Here is a 19,070-nt window from a genome sequence, read left to right on the forward strand (position 1 = left end):
TCGCCTCCTTAACTTACAGCCACACGACCGGCGTTGCCGAAGAGGCCGGTGTTGTATTTCGACTTGTAGCCGCCTTGGCTTGCCGCTTCGGCTCGTTCCATGGCCGCTTGCGTGCCAAGTCCGGCCGTGAAATCGGTGAACAATTGGCTCAATGGGTTGTAGGCGGGTGCCTGCGAAAGCGCCTGTGATCTGGCCAAAGCCGCGTTAGCTGCGCCCTGTGCGTCGCCAGTCGCATTCAGCGTTGCAATGAGGTTCGACCGGGCGTCTTCAACCGCGTTACGCGATTGTGTTTCGTAGGACAGCGCATCGTCTGCGATCTTCTGCTTGTTCAAATCGTACATTTTCTGCAGCTCGGCAGATTTGTCAGCCCGCATGGAACTGTCGAGATTGCCGGAACGCGTCAATGCGAAAGTCAGCTGCTTCTGCGCATCTCCGTACTGCTCTTCCAGCTGTGGCGACGCGTAATCGATATACGCCTGTCGCCTGCCGGAGAAGAAGTTGTCATCGAACCCATTTGATTTCTGTCTGCCAGAATAGAGCTGGCCCCCGGCAAGCGCTTCTCGGAACGCCTTTTCTTGCGCCGACATCTGGTTGCCGGAGCCGGAAGTTTTCGACGGCACCCAAACGCGTTCACTGTCACCGTGAGGCCCGCGCTTGAGCATCCAGCTGCCCTCACCTTGGGGTTGCGCACCAAAATTTCGCCCCCCGGAACCGGTTTGCGCCCAGTTACCGTTGGCTCGCCCAAGCACACCGTTGGATAGCTGCAGTAGTTTATTGTCACCGCTACTGGAGGTTGGCGCCGACCAGACAGATCCATCAGCGTTATAGTACGTCCCGTTCGGGTCAAATGCAGTATCCGCGCCGAGTGCGCCAGAACCGCTCCACGATCCGTCAAAAATGTCGTTGATACGCTGCGTGCCTGCCCGAATTTCAGCTTGACGCTTCTCTTCAGCTTGACGGGCTTTTTTGGCTTCGTCGTTACCGCCGCCCTTCTTTCCCACCGGAAACACCCCTGATACGTCTCACAAAGTAACCGACGCGGGAGAAGCCATGCTTCTCGAAAAACCGTGCTGTCTGTTCTGAGTGAAATTCGTTGTCATTACCTCCGGTGTTCTCTTTCGCGCCGAGCCTGTCGCTCCACGAAATGAACTCCCGGAGAAGGAGTGAGGCTGCCCGACTTCCTCTGTTTTCCGGCAAGACGAAAATTACCTCAAGTGTCGTGTAAAATCCATCAGTAAAATCATACTCACTCATCGACGCTTTCATAAAGCCGATGACTTTGCGGTTGTGCTCCACCACGAACATCGTGGGGTTCGCGCGTTCAATATATCGATAGCAAGTCTCGTACACCTTCTCTGGAACAAAGGTGTGGTGGGCCATGGTTTGAGCCGCATTAATTCTGGCCATTTCCACGATTGCCGGAAAGTCGCTTTCCAGCGCCAATCTAACGAACATCGATCTTCACCTTCGAAAATGTATGGAAAGTTTCTCCGTTGCGGCCGTAGCCTTCGTGTTTCGCTTCGTGCTTCAGCCCGAGCGCCCGGATCCACCGGTGCGTTTCCTCGTAGCCGTCGATAGAGACGCATTCGATCCGGTGAACCCCGCTGTTTTCGTAGCGAGGAAACAAACGCTGGCGGATGAAGCGTGTGAGCGGTGCCGCAATTGTCTTGAAGCCGTCGGTCGCGAAAAACATCAACGTGACTACGTTGGGCCGGGCCAGAACCATGGCCCCTATTGCAGTTGGTTCCCCGTTCGCGTAGCCGCAGATGACGCCAGGATGCGAGGCGTAACTTTCCGCCAGAACATCGGCCAGTTGCTCCCGCGTCTGAGCCGCTGATACGGCCATAAATTCGGCTGCATCACGCGCCCGCATGTTCCGGGCGACGTGAAGGAAATCGTCTTTGGTGGGGACATTCAGCGTCAGCCTAGTCATTGTCTTCCGCCGCGTCGTAGTGGATGACAATAGCGCCAAGTTTCGCCGGCCCCGGGCCTTTCGACCGGTAGGTAAAGCTGAAATGTGTGGATGCACCTTGGGCCGGAAGTCGTTCGCTGACGTAGGTCGTGTCAATGACATTGCCGAGCACTTCGGGCACGTCAGGAAAGTTCGGATCCATGGACACGGATACTTCCCATCGACCTTCAGCCGCAGCATCATGCCCGCTTAGGGTTTTCTTACGGGTCGGGGCGTCAGCGTCCAGATATGGCAACCGGGCAACGGCTTCAGTGTTATCGTAAACGAGATCGACCCCGTCGCCGCCATAGACATAAATGTTATTGCCGGAGCGAACGTATACGCGCCGGTTCCAGACGACCATTTCGTCGATGTTGAAGCCCGGCTTATACATCGTCCAGGCGCTCACCTTGGCGCCACTGAAGTAAGAAAACACGAAGATGGTGTCTTTGATAGCGAGCCAAAAACGGCCTTCTGTCGGCTCGATCCCGCCGAACACTCTTGTTCTTTCGTCCGCGGTCAGCGTGCGAGCAATCGGTGCAACGATCGGGTCAATGGGCGACCCGATATCGGTCGTCGAAGCTGCATTGGAGGCGTCACGTGCTCGCAAAGAGCGAATACCGCTTGTATCGAGATAGAAAATGTCGTCATCGCCGAACTGCGTGACTGAGCGTGCGCTGGACGTGCCGGTGTTATTGAGAACCTGCGAAAGTTTGTTCAGGTTCGGGTCCGGGTCCATATACCAGACGAGCACGTTTTCTGCAGAGAATACGGCCACCATGTTCTGATACTTAGCGACGGCCGTTAACTGCTCCGAGCCGGACGCTTCCATGGACATGTCGATGAAACCGGCGCCCGTGTTACCAGTCGTCCACTTCGTCGGGTTCTTAATCATGGAAAAATGCAGGTTTTCATCGCTGGCCACGTACATTTTTGCGCCGATGGTTCGCGCAAAATTTCCGGGCGTGAACGTGGCGCCGGGTTCGGCTCCCCCGCTCGTAGTGGTGCTGCTTGGGCTGAAAGAAAGCCCGTTTGCGACCGTTGGAGTAACGGCTTTGCCGTTTCCGGCCGTGCCGCTATCTGCAGCTTGAATTATGATAGTCGCGCCAACCGTCAACGCCGTATATTCCGGGTCCGACGGAAACGCATTTATAGCTTCGGCGATTGCCGCTGCCGTCGTAGCATGACTTTCGGTCCAGAATACCGGCTGGCCGATTATCGCCACGCCGCCAATGGTCAGGTTGTTCAGCACTGAAGTGCTGGCGTTCACGCCGCCTGCCATGGTCGAGCCTGTTGCAGTAACGGATCCGGCAACGATCGGCTGAATGACGTATCCGTTCGATGCAGCGCCTGCAGTAACCGCTTTCACTGTCACGACGTTGCCTGAAGCAGTAGCTGAATAGTCGGGTGTCGACACGAACTCGTTGATCGCTTCTGCGAGTGCGGTGGCGGTCGTCACGTTATCGCCAGTATGCGACACCGGGCCGTTTGTGATGGCTACGCCGTTGACAGTGAGCGCATTGATTGCGTTACCCGCCCCGCTCATTCCGCCTGTTATGGTTACGGTACCTTGCGCCGATACGGCCGCGAAGACGCCACCACCGGTTACTGTGAGAATGGCTCGCGCGCGCGTATCGTTCCAGTCTGTCACCCGAACGCCGTTGTAAAAATGATGCGTCGTTCCATCGGAAAACACGCCTATGGCGTATATTTTGCCGCCAAACAAATCGAACGCCTTAACTGAAATGAGCGTCGGAGTACCTGCCGGATGCTGTAGCCTCTGGTATCGAACGCCGACCGGCATAGCAGGCGCAGCGCCGCTTCCGAAGACGACCAGTCCGGTTCGGGTATAAGCAAGGCCGACCGTTCCGGCCGGGAGCTGATACCTGTTTACAAACGCTGCCCGCTTCTCAAATTCCCCGCCGCGCGTGATGTGGCCGTCGATAGCTTCAACAAGAATGCCACCTGATGTCGTCTCCGACATGCGACGACGATCAAGGCCGCCGAGAAATTCACGTACCCAAATCTGGCCCATGTTTAAGTACCTGGCGGTCTGTAGCGTGAAATGACGATGCGTGACGAGCGCGGCACTGCTCCGGCACCGAACATGCGTGTGGTCTTTTTAGGAGTGAGCCCGCTGCGCAGTCGTGCGTATATGCGGTTGGCCTGCTCCAGCTTCATTTGAGCGTCCTTGGCGCCGCTGGCTGCCAATAGCTCGGAAGCTGCGTAAAGAACGATCAGATTGTCGTCTAGATCGGCACGATCGCTGTCAGCCACCAACGGCCGCAAATTCCGAACGCCAGTTACTTTGATGTAGCCGTCTCGCGTAACCGGATCAGCGTCCATGTCCGAAATGGGCCACACTTCGATCTGCTCGCCTTCGTGGATCTGCCACTTCAGCGTTGGCCAAGCTCGATCGTCGAGATCGCTGTTATAAATGCCGTAATCGTAGCCACAGATACCCGGATCCAAAGGAACCCACGTTCCGTCCCGGAAGACTTCGATCTTCTCGATATTGTCGATCAGAATGTCTTCCGGAGGCGCATAATAGCGCTGCCCGTTCGCTAAGGGGAATTGGCGCTCGACCCGCAAATGCGGCCAGTCGAAATCATCCCATAGACGATCCTGAACGCGCTGCAGCAGGTCGACGTGAGCTTCGCGAACCTGAATATTGTGCGTCGGATTTTTGGAGATCCGGGCTTCGGCTCGCAGCTTGTCGAGCAGCCGGATAAGCGTCGTGCCGCGAGCCATGATGTTTTACCCGAAAATTTTGTTGTCTTCGGAATGTTCGTCGCCGATGTCCTGGACACCGTCGTCATTCACGTCATCGGTGCCGGAACTTTCAGTCTGCGACGCGGCCGCTTTTCCCTTGCCCTTCTTCGATTTCCCGGATGCGTCCGCCGTCTTTTCCGAAGCCTTGGCTTCAGGCACTGCGCGCTTCTCGGCTTTGAAGAAAATTTCATCCAGTTCCAGCTCATCGACTGTGTCGAATACACGTGCTGCCGCTCCAGGGAAAAGGGTATCGACATGCGAAACGTCGCTTCCTTCCGGGCGGGCGCGACCGTATGCCTGACGCAAACGCGCAAGTTCGTCGCGGTTCGACCGCTCCACGTCGCCGATAACTTCGATATCAGTCACAGCTTCATCGCCGTGAATGGCCTGAAGCACGGCAATTTCTGCCGCCGTAATCCCGTATTTGGGAACCGTATTGCCCCGATCACCGCCAAGGGCCAGCATTGCATTACAAACGTCCATTTTCATCTCTCCGTTAATCAGAAAGACGGGGCCGAAGCCCCGTCATTAAATGCGCGGCTTACGGCGTTGCAGGAGCCAGAGCAGCGTCCTGAACCTGCTTGGGCCACGTGAGGTTGTAATTGCCGTCGATGTCGATATGGCCGAAACCGGCCGTGACGACAGTATTCGCTGGCCACGAAATACCGGAGTTGTTCGTGATCGTGATGTTCGACGCGCCGAATGCGAAAGCGACAGTGCCTGCGCCGCTTGCAGCCTGCGGGAAAACATCATTGTCGCCGACAGCGACAGAACCGCCAGTCGTACCGGTCAGGCTCGTCTGCGTCTGACCGGTCGGGTACGGTACTGTGACCGTTGCGCCATTGGCGACAGCTGCCGCCAAGGTGACTTTCGAAGTTCCAATAGAGCTAGTCATCTCATTTGTCCTTTCTGTCGACCGATGTCTTACGCGATATCATACACGCCGGACGTGTTGAGTTGCTTAGCAACGATCACGCCCGTCATGGAGATACCGTCGTACATGACCATGCGGTCATATGGACGTGCAGGGTTGTGCTTCTTCATGCGCTGGCCATCCATATACAGGAGACGGAGGCCCGTCTTGCCCATATCCAGAATGTACAGACGCTTCGAGAGGCCCATACGGTCCATGGTAGGGTCGTACTCGATCGGATGACCGCCCCACTTTACGTCGTCCATCGCACCGTCGGAACGGCCCTGCTTCCACCAACCGGTCTGAGAATAGTTGCCGTTGGCCCGCAGTTCCTTTTCGTAAGCTGCAATGAAATCAGATCCCGCGAAATAGCGACGATCAGTGGTTCCCTGAGAGAACATATCCAACTGGCGATGCTCGGCTTGAAGGAACGAAATGAGCGCGCCGCCGTCAGCAGTGCTTGAAGTAATTGCGCCCTGCCCGCCTGCCGTACCGTTGGCAGCGGTAGCCGCGCGGTTACGCCACCAGGCATTCGAGACGCGGTTCAAACCACCGGTCAGACCGACGCCTGGCACATCCAGAATGAAGGAGCGGATACCGGCCAGCGATTTGGCGTCGGCCGAGCCATCTTCGTGGATCAGGTTGTCGAGCGAGAAGGCGTAGTCGGCGCCAAGCTTTTCGTTCTTTTCATCGAACAGATTGGCCAGTGCCTGCGCTTCGCGACCGGACATTTCGCGCGTGGTCTGATCGGCGCCATTTTCAATGACGTCAATACCGTCCTTCTTCAGTTCGGTCATGGTTATGACCTTGCCGATGTAGTGTTCCTTCCAAGGGAAGTACACGCGCTTGGTGCCGGTAGGATTGTAGTGACGAAGCTGATCGTCGCCGGTGTAGCCCTGCAGCGAGCCACCGCCGTAACCGGAGCCGACTGCGAACGACACGTTTTCCTTGCCGCCGACAAACTTGCCAGCCTTGGCGTTGAACGCCTTCAGCATCGGCTTGTTGGCAACGTCCTGTTTCCAGACCTTGCCTTTGTCGATGTACGTGTCGAGGGTCGAATTGTTAATATTTGCGATTTCGTCAGGAGTAAAAGGCATCGTCTCTTACCTTGATGCAACGCCTCGCTTGGCAATCTCGGCATTGATTATGTCGAGGGTTGAGCCAGACTTGGGGCGTACGTTTCCGTTCGCCTGCCCTCCGTTGACGGGTCGGATTGTTGGCTTGGAGCGCGGGGTGGCCGGCGCTGCCGAAACAGCAGCGTAAGCTTTATTGAGCTGCGCCTGTACGCCTTCCGGCGTGTTGGGCTTGCCTTCCGTCGCCTGAAGCCAAGCAATCTCCTTCTGGATTGCAGGCATTTTGGCTTCGAAGTTCGGATCCCGCTGACGACGGCCCAGTTCCCAAGTGCTGATCGTTTTGTCGATCGCTTCCGCAGTTTCCCGCTGATTGCGTTGCTGTTCGCGCTGTTGATCGAACTGACGCTGTGCGCCGTACGATTGTGCTTGCGCGCGAGAACGACTGACTTCCAAGGCGGCAGCGCGGGTCATTTCTCCGGCTTCCACCATCTGCTTCAAGTCGTCAGGCAACACTTCACCGGCCGCAATCAAGACGCGCTCGACAGCTGGCCGCATCATGCGCCAGGCTTCAGCCGGGTTCGTCTTCATCAGTCCGCCGATGATCAGGAGGTTTGCGGCCTCATCGGCCTGTAACCCGTGCTGATCAATAAAGCCTTGGACGTTCTGATAACGTTCGGCGTCTACCTTGTAGCCGTTGCGTTGCCGCAGCAGCTCCTGGAAACGTGGATGTTTGTTAAACGGGACGTCGGAAAAACCTTCGTCATCCGTCGCATTGGGTTCCAGATCGTCGGTACCGTTACCGACTTCTTCATCGTTGGCTGACGAGGCCGCAGTTTCCGCCTGATGCTGGTCGACGACATCGCGAACGACCGAAAGTGCATCATCGTCGGCAACCGTGTTGCTAACGTCTTCAGCTGCGGTGGACGAAACCGCATTCGCAGACTGTTCAACGCTGTTCGCGCCGTCTGCTTCGTCCTCGACAGAAGATACGTCATCCATATCTTCAATGAACTCTTCACCTTTCGGCATGATCTCTCCTATCGTTGCCGGAAACATATTACGTATTCGCGCCTAAATCAACATACGTCTTACATACAGTCGACATACGCCTTACACTTGATTGCTGCCAAAGGCCGGCTCGCTGCCTGCAGACTGCTCCGTCTGGGTTGGTGCATTGTCGGCACCTTGCTCGCCTTGGGAGTTAGGATCGGTCGCCGGATCGCCGGTGCCGATCTGGGCCATCTTGTTCGCGGCCATAACCGACATGGTGCCTTCGGCCAGTGCTTCCGTAAGATCGGCCTTGTCGTCCAGGCGACGTACGGTTTCGCGCGCGAGCCACATTGGCGAGATGTTCGGCATCTGTAGCAAGAACGGCAGCATTTCTTTCCAGTTGCGGATCTCGACGGCCTGATTTGGCTTGCCTGACGATCCCGCTTCGACTTCCAGAAACAGCTCGTTGGCGATATCAGCAAGTGTCATCTGCGGCCATACGGCTCCGATCCCGACAACAGCCTTGACCTGTTCTTCAGACATCTCCCGAAGCAAAATCTGCCCCGCAGCGCGCGCCACCATCGTCAGGAAGGCGTCGAGATCGTCGACGCCCGAGCTGTCCGACGACGCGGAGGCGTTTGCTGCAATGGCGCTTTCCGTAGCTGTCGCTTTCGAAAGACCACCGAACTGCGCTTCGGAGGATCCAACCGTCAACTCGATATCACTGAATATCTGCCCGGTTTCGTACAGGTTAGGGTCAACCCCCGGTACCGGAACGGGCTGCAGAACGTCTTTCAGACCCTGCCCGTCGGGAAGATCGATTGCGATGGCGTCAAAAGGCTTGGCTGTTGATATTCGGGCAACATCCTCGTCCTGCAACAGCCCATTCTGATAGGCCCACCGCGGACGCGCGGCCTGACGATGCTCGCGCATTCCCTGACGCGACCGGTTGTACTCCATCTGCTGGTCGATCATAAGAAATACGTCGGACGGCGGGAACGGGCTGTCGTCGCTTTCCACTTCGTTGAAGGTGAGCGCGTAAACAGGCCAGAAATCCTCGACGAACACGTCAGGCGCAGCGGGTTTGCGCAGGAACTTCTGATAGCCATCCGCGACATAGTAGACCTGCCCGCTTGGCTTGTCGTAGTGCTTCCAGACGCAGATCAAGCCGGTGCCTTTACCGACCGCTTTCGCTTCCGTCATATCGCCGTATGTATCATCGTCAGGAACAATGTTGGCCGAGCTTTCCGAAGTGTTCGCCTTGCCGTCCTGCGCATATCCGATGTAACTGTTGCCGATATCGACGTCGAACATCTCGCGCACCTGGTCTTCAGTGAACAGGTATTCGATAGTCAGGTGGCGCGCGCCGACAAAGCCTACAAGCTCCCGCGTCAGTTTATCCGGAATGACCCGTGTTGATTGCGGAAAATCGACAATAAGCCCCTCGCGCAACAGGACTTCCGGTTCGTTTTGAAGCGTTTCTATCGCGTGTTGAAGTTCTGCTATTTCCGGATCGTCTTCCGTGATCGTTCCATCAGCAACTTGCGTCGCCAGATTGCGAAGATGGTCGAGACGATCGCGAAAATCAGCCATCTTTTCGGCCATTGCCGGGCGCTGGCCATATTCGCGCTGAAAACCCAGTTCAACATAACCGACGCCAGTCGTGCAGGCGCGGCGAACCATTTTCTTCATGCCCGTTTTGAAATCGACCGGCTTTTGCTCACGCAAGGCTTGCGCAAACAGGATCTCCAGCGTTTTGCCGATCTTCTGGATCGTCGTCCGTCGCGTCATGCCTTGCTGGAAATCCTCGACCAGTTCGGTTGCAGCCGTGAAAGCCTGTTCGATTTCTGGCGGGATGGGAGGTGAGATCATCTGCCCCGTAGCTGGATCCAACTGCGGCTGTATAGCGCCTTGCATCTGCTGCGCCATCGATATCGTCTGCATGGCCATCTGTAACGACTGCGGGTTTTCATCCCAAATCGCAAAGTCCAGACTGTCTCGGCGTCGGGCAACGGCTTTCGGGTTCTTGGCGTACAGCGCCGCGGTCTTCTGCTTCACGTGGCGGCCGGCGAGATTGGCCTTGTAATGTTCCTTCGGATAGTCCGGCACGCGCCCGTACTTCGCGGCATACATGTCGCGGCGCATCTGCGCAAAATCATCCTTGAAATGATCCTTGTCGGCCTTGATCGTCGCCTGGATCCTCTTGACCAGGTTTCTTTCAGCCTCGCTTTCTGGCGTCTCGGCTGTCTCGGCTGGCGTGTCCTGCGGCATCATATCCGGATCGCCGTCGCCTACAAAATTCGTGATTTCATCGGCCATCAAAAGCCTCCTTGCGCGGCGGCGCGTTTCTGTTCTGCAATTCGCCGGTCATTGGCCTTCATCCAGGCAAACGAACCGACCTTCGGTGTGGATTTCTGAGAAGTGGCTTTCTTCGGTCCGAACTGACTGTTCAGCCCAAGGCCGATGTAGGCTAGCGCGTCGACGAAATCGTCATGCGTTCCGTTGGGGAATGCCAGCAGCTCATTGACGGCCTTTTCAGTCCAGAAGGCGTTCTTTGGAAAAAGTACCTTACCCATCGCGACGCGAGCGGCGATTGACTGCGCGCGCTGCTCTTTGTCGACACTCGGGGTCATCTCGACCAGGTTGATGTAGGTCCGCGTCTCCAGCATTCGCTTTCGGAGAAATGGCCCGATGGACTTGGAAATGTGGCCGCGCTCGGCCCACCACATCAAAGGGCGCATGTTCCCGCGTGCCATCTGCAACATCGCTTCGACGGCTACGTCTGCGGGCATTTTCTTCCAGATAGCGTCGATAACGTAAATGTTGTCCTGCGCATCGACGCCGACTTTCAAAAGACACGACGGATCGTTGCGCTGGTTCGTTCCAACCGCATGGTCAGAGGAACAGTAAAATCGTAGATCCTCGGGCAACTGGTCGGGCGTATAGTACTGGATCGTTTCTCGTCGAAACAGAACGCCGTCAGCTGCCGTCGGCCGTTGTTGATAGAGCGCTGCGAAGCCAAGCGGATCCAGACGTTGCTGGCTCAAAAGAAAATCGACGCCGTAGTCTGGCTCCCAAAGCGCCGTTCCAGGCTCGCGCCCCAAAGGATCGTCGTCTTCAGCGATAGCAGGCAGCCGGATAATCTTCCACTTCTTCGCCTCGATAGCGTTGTAGTGGGCGTTCTCAGGATCCGTAATGCGGCCGATAACGTCATCCGAATGCCAGCGGGTCATCGTCAGAATGACAATCTTACGCCCCATACGGCGGGTCATGAAAACTTTAGTGAACCAGTTCCATGCCTGATCGCGAATAGCCTGCGATCTGGCCTCTTCGTGGTCTTTGAAAAGGTCGTCCGCTACGCCAACGTTCATGCCGCGACCGGTCAGTGCGCCGCCGCGACCAACGAACACCATTCGACCGCCCTTTTCGGTCTGAATGTTACTTTTTGAGTTGGCGCCGCGACGCAGCCTGTAATCAGGGAAGACCTGTTTGTGCTGCGTTGTCCCGAGAATGGCGCGCGTATCTGAACCCATGTCCTCGGCCATTGTGTCAGAGTACGAAGCGACCGCGATATCCCATTGCGGATAGTTGCCGCTGATCCACGCAGATAGGCTTTTCGTGCCGAGCTGCGTCTTTCCATGACGTGGCGGCATACAAAAAATGACTTGATTGCAAACGGAGCCATCTTCGTTCAGTAGTTCGCCCCGGATCAACCGCTGCAAGTCCTGCGCGACCGCACGGTGGAACTTCTGGTCCCTATACGACGATTTTTCGTGATCGTTCGGCGCCTGCGGATCCGGCATTGTGAATTTCGTGTACAGCAACAGATCATCGCGGGCTTTCGCCGCAACTTCCATGCGCGCTACGACCTGCAGCTGCTTCTCGACCTCACGACGCGACCGCTCCAACGCGTTGGGGTCGACCCAACCGTAGCGTTTGCCAGTCTTGGGGTTGATATGGTTCGGATGGCCCATTACTGGCCCCGCCCATTCTTGTTCGCGTTTCGCTGTGCTTCTTCGCGAAGATATTTCACGTCGGTTGCAACCGTCGTGATGAGTGTTTTCATTTCGTCAGACGCTTTTACCAGTGTCGACGTCGTCTGCTCATTGACCGTGATCCGGTATGTGAGATTTTCGATTTTACGAACGTCTAATTCGATCGACCGATTGCGCTCGTCGTTCTTGCCTTCATAGGCGACGCCTTGATCAATCCGCTTATCGAGCCGAACTATCTCCGAGCTGAACTTCTCGTCCATCGCCCTGACATTCGAGGTAAAGGAGCCCCAGGTTACGCCCCACGCAGTCATGGTAGCGCCAAAACCCAACACCATCAAAACAGTGTTGAAGTTGATTTCGTATTTGAAGCTTGGCGTTTTTACCTGCATGGGCTCGGCCTCTTCGCTCACTTCCGCCCCCAGGTTGCCTTTACTGTATGCCCGCCCAGATACATGGCCGTGTAAGTCGCGGTGATCGCGCCCAACACTTCCCATGGTGCAATCGTGAGTACCCCGCCGGTTATCCCGGCGATCATGTTCGCCAGAACGACGTTCCAAGCCCAGAGGAACATCAGGAACCACATCCACGCTGGACGCCACGCCCAGGTCCACAGACTTTCCGACTTGTCCATTTCGGCCTTCAGCAGATCGGCAGTCGTCTTTTGCTGTTCCAGATAAAGCTTCAGAATGGCTGGGTCATCGTCCGTCGCGCGGACGGCCTGATCGATGTCGGATGGAAGCTGAGAGGGGATTTCTGCCGGCGTCACGCCCATGTTCTCGGCCACTGTGTCGATCACCGATCCGGCAACGCCGCCAATCGTTGGGCCGAGCTGCGCCGTGATGATGTCCTTGACTATTCCGGAGCCGGTACGAACGGCCGATTGCAGAATGGTGTCGAGAATGGCGTTGCTCATGCCGCAGCCTCCAGATTGTAGGCTTCGGAGCGCTTTTTGTTGACGTGTGAACGCCAGATCAGCCAGCCGACCAGGCCGATGGCTGCGATAATGAGCGCGGCGACGACCCACGCGGCAATCTGGTCAGGATTGGCGGCCGAATAACCGCCGACGCCACTTGCTGCCGTTCCGGTCGCGCCAGCCGATTGCTTCTTCGCCGTTGCTTTGGCCTGATTGGCTTCATTCTTCAGCGTTTCGTTTATCTGAGGTGACGCGACCTTTTGGGCCGCCAACGCCCACGACGCGGCTTTCGCCTCGATCGCCGTAATGCGGCGCGTCCAGCCCTTGCCGAACGTGACCCACGTCTTTAACGACTGATAGACAGTCAGTCTGGCCTTGCAGAGTTTCTTGATCGTGTCGACGTCCGAACCGCCGACGACCTGCTGCAGCTTCTTCCGCGCAGTCGCAGGACCGGAGTTGACGCCGTAATCGAACGTAGCCAGATCCACACCTTTCGCCAGCGTGTCGCCGCGAACCGGAACCCAGTAATCCGCCTTGTAAATCTTCTCGACCATGTCCTGCGAAATGTTGCGCAGCTGCGTCTTCGTCGCGCCGGGCTTCCATTTCCGGAAGGTCGCAAGGGTGATACCCTTCATCGTGGCCCCACCCGGATCCTTGGGGTGATCCGCCCAACCACCTTCCCATTTCAGGGTTTCTGCAAGACAGGACTGGAAGTTGTTTGCGGCCATTGTCGGCTATCCATGTTTGTCGGTCGCTATTTCATACACTTCCGACACGAAAAGAGCAACTATACAGTGGCGAACTGCTCCCACACGGGATCGACCTGCTCGTCGGTCAGGTCGAGGATCGGGATAAGCTGGACAATGAGAGGGTGAAGGCGGCGAAATTCGCTGGCGTAATCCCATTCGATTTGCGCCTGCGAACGTTCCGGCTCCGGTAGCGCGGCGATGGCAACCGGCACGTCGGCCAACTTTCCAAGATGAAGAAGCCCCAGACGAAGCTGTCTCGCAGATAAGTTTGGCATACGCTCACGCCTTTCTTCTGGCGTCAGCCCTGGTTCCGTATATGGGGTAATCACATTCCCTTCCGCTTCCCAATCTACAAGCATAGCGCGGTGGCGGTTTGCCATATCGTCGGGCACGGTCATTTCAACGCCGTCGATGGTTGCGATGATGGAGCCGTACTCTGTGTATTTCGCACTTGTGATCATAGTTTAAAGCTCCGCGTCAATAGCTATGAAGGTTGATCCCGAACCTTTCACAACCATGCCGCCATGTCCTTGTGTTATACCGGAAACTGTGAACTCCATCACGAGCGATGCGAACCCCGCAGTAAATGCCACAGATGAAGCATAGCCTGAGAACCCACCAATATGTAAGGCCATGTCGCTGACAGGGCTGTTGATGACGGTAGGAGTGCTGATGCGCATCTGTATGGGGAAACTCATCAAGGCTCTAAAAACACTAGCCGATCTAGCATAGCCCAAAGCAAACATGGCGCTCGTACCAGCGGTCGGGATGTAATAGTACCTTCTACACAGCTCCAGCTCTTGATGAATGTGACGCGGCGAAAACGGATCTTCTTCGGCGGTGGCATCGCCTTCCACTAAGGAGACGCGGGCAAGATTAATAGTGAAACTGGAGAAATTCTCCGTTTCATCAATCGACACTTGCAAGGAGCTGTTGCCGCCTACCGTTTTCCCCAACACTGGAGGGACATCGATAGTGAATTGATACTTTTCCCAAACGCCAGTACCGACGAAGTTTCCGACTGCCGTGTTTACACTCGCACTGCCAGCATCCCCGAAAATCTGCGTTATACCCGCACGCAAAACCTTTCCCAAAGGAAGCTGCGCATAGAAAGTCAGCGTTGCAGCCATCCCTGCTAAGGTCTTAACATCTTCGATGCGTTGGAGGATCACCGAGTTCACAACAGATGCGGCTTGCGTCCTGGTTATTTTAATATAACTCGTGGGGTTGCCCGGAACATCGGAGGTGCCCGGCGTGGCTGTGCCGAGTGATGCGGTCGTGAAAGTACCAATGCGCCACCTATCCGCAGCGTAAACTCCTGTAGACGTAGCAACAATGTTATTGCCCCGTTGCCAAAGATCAAAGCCACCATTGATGATCTTGTTGCGAAACCCGGCAAGGATACCCGCTCCAATGTTGGCGCGAGCCCGACCCTGCTGCGCCAGCGTCAACGTCTGCGGCGCATAAGAAACCGGAAACTCCACACCTGCAGCTGCGGCCTCCGCCCGATCAGCGGCGTCCTCGGCCGCGTTTTCGCTGGCCAATGCATTGGTGGCGCTGGTCGAAGCTGACGAAGCGCTGTTTGCGGCGGCCGTCTGGCTGGATGCGGCGCTTGTCGCGCTGTTTGAGGCGTTTGTTGCACTGGTCGAAGCCGCCGACGCACTTCCAGCGGCGGCCGAGGCGCTGTTTCCGGCCGATGTGGCAGATCCCGACGCATTCGTGGCACTGGTAGCGGCCGCCGAAGCACTTCCTGCAGCAGCCGACGCTGACGCCGCAGCATCAGTTTTGCTGGTATTGGCCGCGTTGGCGCTGGATGCGGCCGCCGACGCGCTTCCAGACGCCGCAGACGCCGATCCGGCCGCTGACGAAGCACTTGCGGCCGCTTCTGCGGCCTTGGCGATGGCAGTGTCCCGGGCGTCATAGACTGCCTGTTCAAGTTCAGTCACTGCAATCGTCGACAGAATGCGAAATTCATAAGCGACGCCGATTGCCGGTGCCGTGGCCAGTGTAATCGAGGGTCCGGAAACGGTATATGCGTTCACGCTGAGGACATTCACGCCAACCTTGGCGAAAACGTTGTTCACGCTGGCGGGAGCAACAGGCAGAGTGAACGTCTTCGTCGTTCCATCACCCACGCCCGCAACGACCGGAATTGAGAGGGCGCCTGCAACAACCAGATCGTCGACCGAAAACAGATAACTCCACGTCGCAGCGTCCAGATCCGGTGCGTTGGCTAGCGTAGCGATATTTGCCACGTTGGCCACGTAGAATTTCTGATTATGGACGACACCGTCGCCGCCGTTGTAACTCTCTCCAACGGTCCACTGCCCGGCCATGGTGAAACCGATGTTCAGCGCCGATGACAGGCTTTCCGGGGTGACAATCCCATTTCTCAGCCGGCCGTCTGAACGTCGGATGTCGCCAAGCGCATCGACGGTCTGGTTGACGGACTGCGAGATGTTGTCGAACTGTTCGTCCAGCCGGGGCGCAGGCATTGGCGACGTCGGAGCCTGCGTCTGGAACGCGGTGAAGTTATACGTCGGAGTATATTTCGTGGGATCCGCCATATCGCCCGTACCTTTGGCCTGTTGCCGGTTTTGTCGACCGACTTATGCCATACGTCCGCGATATGGGCAAACAAAAACCGCCGATCCGGGAGGATGGATCAGCGGTTTTGCGTTCGTGACGACCAAATCACGGAGTTGTCCTGTGGAGGAACGCCTGTTTTGTATGATGTTTGTCTGATGAAGTCAACTATCGATACGCGGTGGCCTACCACCATACGGATAATATCAGAACGACTTGGCGGTGCCTGTACGTGACCACAGCAAGCTCGCCTTATGTCACCTATCGCTTTTTAAGCGCCGCCGTTCTGCTTTGTTCCCGCACATAGCCGGGCCACTTGTCTGTGATCGGTTAGCAATTGGGCTGCTATCCCGGAACAGCACCGATCACCATGTGCGGTATTGGCTGCGATCCCCTAATGGTAGTCTCACCCTCAGAAGGACGGGCATTTAACACGTTGGCTTCGGTGAGACACCCGCCAACCCATAGCACCTGGATCGCAATTTCATCTGTCGCCTTTTCATACATCAACCCGACGCCAGAAAGCAAGTGAAATTTGGTTCGGGCGCGACGGACGTGATGTCCGGATCGTAATTTTCGGCGCAAATTTGTGCGGGCGTGGGGTGGCGCCAGCGTTGGGTCGTTCGGACTGATGCCAGGGGGCGGCCCCACCCTTCGACGCCGCCCCGGGCCACCTTGCAGCCCCACTATTCGCAAGCCACTACGTTTCTAACACAGTGGTAGTTGCAGTGTTATCAAGTACTTAGCCTATTCGCTTGGTAGCACCTTGCAAATATCTACCCGAAAGCACCATCATTTTCAGGCTCATCGATCGTTTTGACCTCGCCTTCAATGATCGGCGTTGCGGCGTCGGACATGGCCTTGTCAATGAGCTGGCGCTGCCGTTCGAGCTGGTTGCGGTACGCTGCCAGCTCCTGGCCGGTCATTTCGTGCAATTCCTTGCCCTGCGTGGCGTCATCAACCGCAATACCCGACAATTTCGTAAGGTTTGTCGCGGCCGTGGTGCGTGCGCCCGCGGGCTGTTTTGCGTCCGTGGCGATCTCGATAAGCACCCGAACGCCTATTTCCGCGCCTTCATTGCGCAGCCGCTGCCGGGCTTTCTCTCGGACGCTTTCTGCAATTGCTGGCTTCTTCATCAAAACTGAACCGTTGCTGTCGGGGTGCCGATAACCCGCTTTTGCCGCCGCGTATGGAGCATTATTCGTATCCGCCATCACCTTCACAAAGGCTCTTTCCATCGACGTTAAGCCGCCGTTTTTCTTCGGCATGTGCCACCTTACCTTTGCCGTTATGTTATAACACTTTACTATAAATCTGTCCCATCCCGAAAATCCGTGATGCGAAGCGCGGGTATACCACACATTTCAGACATTTTGTATGATTTGTATGATTTGCCTGTTGACACGTCATATTCATGTGTATTACACATAGCGACATAAGAAATGACGACCAACGATTAACGGAGTAACCGACGTGAACCTATATGCAGTAACAGTCTCAAACGTCCGCCCTGTACAATGCATCGTGGTATGGGAACGCAAGGAAAGCGCGGACGCGTTAGCTGAGCACTTGAACGCTACTGTTCAAAACGTGATCGAAGTCCGCAAAGTCGACAGCTTCTTTCCAGGCGGAATGGCGAACGCTGACGACAAATGGCGCAGCGCAACGGAGATCTACTTACGTGGCGACCACATAAATACATCGGGCGAACGCGAATAATTTGTCTGATAACACGACCAGCACTTTCGGAGTAAACGACATGAAAATAGGCAACCGTAAACAGCTAGACGCCGAACGTGAAGCGCTAAGAGACCAATTTGATGCAGTGTGGATGAAATCAAACTCGATAGGTTCAAAGGAAGCAAGAGCAATCCGTTGCGCCTTGGCTTTGGATCGTCCGCGCGTTTTCCACAACTCCCTAAACTGGACAATCACCCCTCACGGACGCCACTGCGGACCGCATAACGCAATCATCCGCGCGTGATTTGTATCATTCAACGACCATCACTTACGGAGTGAACAACATGCCCGCTGATCTTAAAACCCTCCGCGTCATCGCAGACGACGCCGACGCCGCTTTCGACGCCGCGTGCAAGCCGCACTACACAGATGGTCGTTGGGGAGCGTACCGCGCGATTGAGTGCGGAATTGACGTTCCTAAATCCGTCATGTCGGCGCTGGATGCAGCCCACGCAGCTAGACAAGCGTTCTACTTGGCGCGTGACGGTGAGCGCGGCTTTCTCGGATCCCGCGAAATTTAAGGAGAGACCAACATGGCAACCATAGCTTTCAAAACAAAGGCCGTCGCAGAACTTAACGCCGACGGCTCGGAGACGGGCAACCTGATTATTTACGTCCCCGAATTTAAGCGCCACCACTGCGACATGCAGGCCTTCCGCCAACATCGCAAATACGGTGCATATGCCAATAGCGATTTGTTTCTAGGCATACTGAAGCGAGTACGCCGGGACTTGTTCCCCTACGGGCATTTCAAAACGAATGCCGCGCCTGAAGGCATGACAGTCGACACTTCAAAATTCATGACAACGGTAACGGTGGAAGTATGATCATCCTCGCAACCATAGCCACAATTCTACTGGTCGCGTTCCTATTCCTGCCAGGGCTGTTGAAACTGGGGTCGCTGGCGATCATAGGAGTGCTGGCATTTGCCGCGGTGCCGCTCTTGTTCGGCCTTCTGGTCAAGTGGCTCTATTCGCGAGCCACGCGACGCTAGAACACAATCGACGTTTTCATGTCCTGAACAGCCTCGACCCCTTCAGCCGTCAAGACATAGAACCCGCCGCTATATGCAACGACCAGCCCCTTACGTGCCAGAGCTGACCGGGCAAGCCCGTAAATAAAAAAGCTTCGCCCCTCACGCTTCGCAACATCAAACACGCTCGCTGATGTTTTGATATCTGGCGTTCCAGCCTCAAGCAATTTCCACTCTGCTTCCGATAACGTCGACACGGCCAATTCCCCTCTCTGACCCGCCATATGTATTACAACTATGGCCTATCTTCTATTTCCTATCAAATAATATAGAGGCCAAAGCACGTTGCGCAACAGGCGCAACAGCGCAACACCCTTATAGGGGGTTGTTGCGCTTGTTGCGCATAGGCCGCCGA

At 56.1% G+C, this 19,070-nt stretch carries 21 protein-coding genes; 3 read left to right on the top strand and 18 right to left on the bottom strand.

All coding sequences use genetic code 11. The features are described from left to right. Positions 1-8: 8 nt before the first annotated feature. From MKS82_RS23935 to MKS82_RS24015, 17 genes are all read right to left on the bottom strand, one after another. On the bottom strand, positions 9-1,001 hold the full coding sequence (locus tag MKS82_RS23935; RefSeq protein ID WP_240579373.1) for a hypothetical protein: 993 nt from the start codon (positions 999-1,001) through the stop codon (positions 9-11). Continuing rightward, on the bottom strand, positions 979-1,455 hold the full coding sequence (locus tag MKS82_RS23940; protein WP_240579374.1) for a GNAT family N-acetyltransferase: 477 nt from the start codon (positions 1,453-1,455) through the stop codon (positions 979-981). Before MKS82_RS23940 ends, MKS82_RS23935 begins: the two co-directional genes overlap by 23 nt. Beyond that, positions 1,445-1,933, bottom strand: coding sequence for a hypothetical protein (locus tag MKS82_RS23945; protein WP_240579375.1), 489 nt, complete (start codon positions 1,931-1,933; stop codon positions 1,445-1,447). The genes MKS82_RS23940 and MKS82_RS23945 overlap by 11 nt, the downstream gene beginning before the upstream one ends. Then, complete coding sequence (locus tag MKS82_RS23950) at positions 1,926-3,986, bottom strand: hypothetical protein (protein ID WP_240579376.1); 2,061 nt, start codon at positions 3,984-3,986, stop codon at positions 1,926-1,928. The genes MKS82_RS23945 and MKS82_RS23950 overlap by 8 nt, the downstream gene beginning before the upstream one ends. Positions 3,987-3,988: 2 nt before the next feature. After that, positions 3,989-4,702, bottom strand: coding sequence for a phage adaptor protein (locus tag MKS82_RS23955; protein ID WP_240579377.1), 714 nt, complete (start codon positions 4,700-4,702; stop codon positions 3,989-3,991). A gap of 6 nt (positions 4,703-4,708) precedes the next feature. Next, complete coding sequence (locus MKS82_RS23960; RefSeq protein WP_240579378.1) at positions 4,709-5,206, bottom strand: hypothetical protein; 498 nt, start codon at positions 5,204-5,206, stop codon at positions 4,709-4,711. A 58-nt stretch (positions 5,207-5,264) separates the two neighbouring features. Continuing rightward, on the bottom strand, positions 5,265-5,618 hold the full coding sequence (locus MKS82_RS23965; RefSeq protein ID WP_240579379.1) for a hypothetical protein: 354 nt from the start codon (positions 5,616-5,618) through the stop codon (positions 5,265-5,267). 29 nt (positions 5,619-5,647) lie between these two features. Beyond that, the gene (locus tag MKS82_RS23970) at positions 5,648-6,733 is read right to left on the bottom strand and encodes a phage major capsid protein (RefSeq protein ID WP_240579380.1); all 1,086 of its coding nucleotides are present in this window, start codon (positions 6,731-6,733) and stop codon (positions 5,648-5,650) included. A 6-nt stretch (positions 6,734-6,739) separates the two neighbouring features. Continuing rightward, complete coding sequence (locus MKS82_RS23975) at positions 6,740-7,738, bottom strand: hypothetical protein (RefSeq protein WP_240579381.1); 999 nt, start codon at positions 7,736-7,738, stop codon at positions 6,740-6,742. A gap of 81 nt (positions 7,739-7,819) precedes the next feature. After that, on the bottom strand, positions 7,820-10,018 hold the full coding sequence (locus tag MKS82_RS23980) for a hypothetical protein (protein ID WP_240579382.1): 2,199 nt from the start codon (positions 10,016-10,018) through the stop codon (positions 7,820-7,822). Beyond that, a complete protein-coding gene (gene terL, locus MKS82_RS23985; protein ID WP_240579383.1) occupies positions 10,018-11,673 on the bottom strand; it encodes a phage terminase large subunit in 1,656 nt (551 codons plus the stop codon). Before terL ends, MKS82_RS23980 begins: the two co-directional genes overlap by 1 nt. Then, the gene (locus MKS82_RS23990; protein ID WP_240579384.1) at positions 11,673-12,104 is read right to left on the bottom strand and encodes a hypothetical protein; all 432 of its coding nucleotides are present in this window, start codon (positions 12,102-12,104) and stop codon (positions 11,673-11,675) included. The genes terL and MKS82_RS23990 overlap by 1 nt, the downstream gene beginning before the upstream one ends. Further along, positions 12,101-12,607 carry a hypothetical protein gene (locus MKS82_RS23995; RefSeq protein WP_240579385.1) on the bottom strand — a complete coding sequence of 169 codons (507 nt, stop codon included), beginning with the start codon at positions 12,605-12,607 and terminating at the stop codon, positions 12,101-12,103. Before MKS82_RS23995 ends, MKS82_RS23990 begins: the two co-directional genes overlap by 4 nt. Continuing rightward, complete coding sequence (locus tag MKS82_RS24000; protein ID WP_240579386.1) at positions 12,604-13,335, bottom strand: glycosyl hydrolase 108 family protein; 732 nt, start codon at positions 13,333-13,335, stop codon at positions 12,604-12,606. The genes MKS82_RS23995 and MKS82_RS24000 overlap by 4 nt, the downstream gene beginning before the upstream one ends. 59 nt (positions 13,336-13,394) lie before the next feature. Next, a complete protein-coding gene (locus MKS82_RS24005) occupies positions 13,395-13,817 on the bottom strand; it encodes a hypothetical protein (RefSeq protein ID WP_240579387.1) in 423 nt (140 codons plus the stop codon). Positions 13,818-13,820: 3 nt separating this feature from the next. After that, a complete protein-coding gene (locus MKS82_RS24010) occupies positions 13,821-15,923 on the bottom strand; it encodes a hypothetical protein (RefSeq protein WP_240579388.1) in 2,103 nt (700 codons plus the stop codon). Between the two features lie 795 nt (positions 15,924-16,718). After that, complete coding sequence (locus tag MKS82_RS24015; protein ID WP_240579389.1) at positions 16,719-17,210, bottom strand: terminase small subunit; 492 nt, start codon at positions 17,208-17,210, stop codon at positions 16,719-16,721. Between the two features lie 756 nt (positions 17,211-17,966). Between MKS82_RS24015 and MKS82_RS24020 the strand changes: the two genes are divergently transcribed. The 3 genes from MKS82_RS24020 to MKS82_RS24030 are packed head-to-tail and all read left to right on the top strand — an operon-like array spanning position 17,967 to position 18,676. After that, complete coding sequence (locus MKS82_RS24020; RefSeq protein ID WP_240579390.1) at positions 17,967-18,203, top strand: hypothetical protein; 237 nt, start codon at positions 17,967-17,969, stop codon at positions 18,201-18,203. Between the two features lie 12 nt (positions 18,204-18,215). Next, entirely contained in the window at positions 18,216-18,509 is a 294-nt protein-coding gene (locus tag MKS82_RS24025) for a hypothetical protein (RefSeq protein WP_240579391.1), read from the top strand. Further along, positions 18,506-18,676, top strand: a complete 171-nt coding sequence (locus tag MKS82_RS24030; protein WP_240579392.1) for a hypothetical protein — start codon at positions 18,506-18,508, stop codon at positions 18,674-18,676. Before MKS82_RS24025 ends, MKS82_RS24030 begins: the two co-directional genes overlap by 4 nt. On the opposite strand, the gene MKS82_RS24035 is transcribed toward MKS82_RS24030, so the two are convergent. Further along, on the bottom strand, positions 18,673-18,912 hold the full coding sequence (locus MKS82_RS24035; RefSeq protein ID WP_240579393.1) for a hypothetical protein: 240 nt from the start codon (positions 18,910-18,912) through the stop codon (positions 18,673-18,675). The two genes, MKS82_RS24030 and MKS82_RS24035, sit on opposite strands and share 4 nt — an antisense overlap. Positions 18,913-19,070: the final 158 nt, after the last annotated feature.

This window comes from Ochrobactrum sp. A-1, assembly GCF_022488005.1.
GTDB lineage: Bacteria > Pseudomonadota > Alphaproteobacteria > Rhizobiales > Rhizobiaceae > Brucella.

Excerpts from the sequence above, each read along its gene's own strand:
- MKS82_RS23995 (WP_240579385.1), bottom strand. The coding sequence starts at position 12,607 with ATGAGCAACGCCATTCTCGACACCATTCTGCAATCGGCCGTTCGTACC.
- MKS82_RS23940 (WP_240579374.1), bottom strand. The coding sequence starts at position 1,455 with ATGTTCGTTAGATTGGCGCTGGAAAGCGACTTTCCGGCAATCGTGGAA.
- MKS82_RS23970 (WP_240579380.1), bottom strand. The coding sequence starts at position 6,733 with ATGCCTTTTACTCCTGACGAAATCGCAAATATTAACAATTCGACCCTC.
- MKS82_RS24030 (WP_240579392.1), top strand. The coding sequence starts at position 18,506 with ATGATCATCCTCGCAACCATAGCCACAATTCTACTGGTCGCGTTCCTA.
- MKS82_RS24015 (WP_240579389.1), bottom strand. The coding sequence starts at position 17,210 with ATGCCGAAGAAAAACGGCGGCTTAACGTCGATGGAAAGAGCCTTTGTG.
- MKS82_RS24000 (WP_240579386.1), bottom strand. The coding sequence starts at position 13,335 with ATGGCCGCAAACAACTTCCAGTCCTGTCTTGCAGAAACCCTGAAATGG.
- MKS82_RS24010 (WP_240579388.1), bottom strand. The coding sequence starts at position 15,923 with ATGGCGGATCCCACGAAATATACTCCGACGTATAACTTCACCGCGTTC.
- MKS82_RS24025 (WP_240579391.1), top strand. The coding sequence starts at position 18,216 with ATGGCAACCATAGCTTTCAAAACAAAGGCCGTCGCAGAACTTAACGCC.
- MKS82_RS23950 (WP_240579376.1), bottom strand. The coding sequence starts at position 3,986 with ATGGGCCAGATTTGGGTACGTGAATTTCTCGGCGGCCTTGATCGTCGT.
- terL (WP_240579383.1), bottom strand. The coding sequence starts at position 11,673 with ATGGGCCATCCGAACCATATCAACCCCAAGACTGGCAAACGCTACGGT.
- MKS82_RS23965 (WP_240579379.1), bottom strand. The coding sequence starts at position 5,618 with ATGACTAGCTCTATTGGAACTTCGAAAGTCACCTTGGCGGCAGCTGTC.
- MKS82_RS23945 (WP_240579375.1), bottom strand. The coding sequence starts at position 1,933 with ATGACTAGGCTGACGCTGAATGTCCCCACCAAAGACGATTTCCTTCAC.
- MKS82_RS23975 (WP_240579381.1), bottom strand. The coding sequence starts at position 7,738 with ATGCCGAAAGGTGAAGAGTTCATTGAAGATATGGATGACGTATCTTCT.
- MKS82_RS23980 (WP_240579382.1), bottom strand. The coding sequence starts at position 10,018 with ATGGCCGATGAAATCACGAATTTTGTAGGCGACGGCGATCCGGATATG.
- MKS82_RS24020 (WP_240579390.1), top strand. The coding sequence starts at position 17,967 with ATGCCCGCTGATCTTAAAACCCTCCGCGTCATCGCAGACGACGCCGAC.
- MKS82_RS23955 (WP_240579377.1), bottom strand. The coding sequence starts at position 4,702 with ATGGCTCGCGGCACGACGCTTATCCGGCTGCTCGACAAGCTGCGAGCC.
- MKS82_RS24005 (WP_240579387.1), bottom strand. The coding sequence starts at position 13,817 with ATGATCACAAGTGCGAAATACACAGAGTACGGCTCCATCATCGCAACC.
- MKS82_RS23960 (WP_240579378.1), bottom strand. The coding sequence starts at position 5,206 with ATGGACGTTTGTAATGCAATGCTGGCCCTTGGCGGTGATCGGGGCAAT.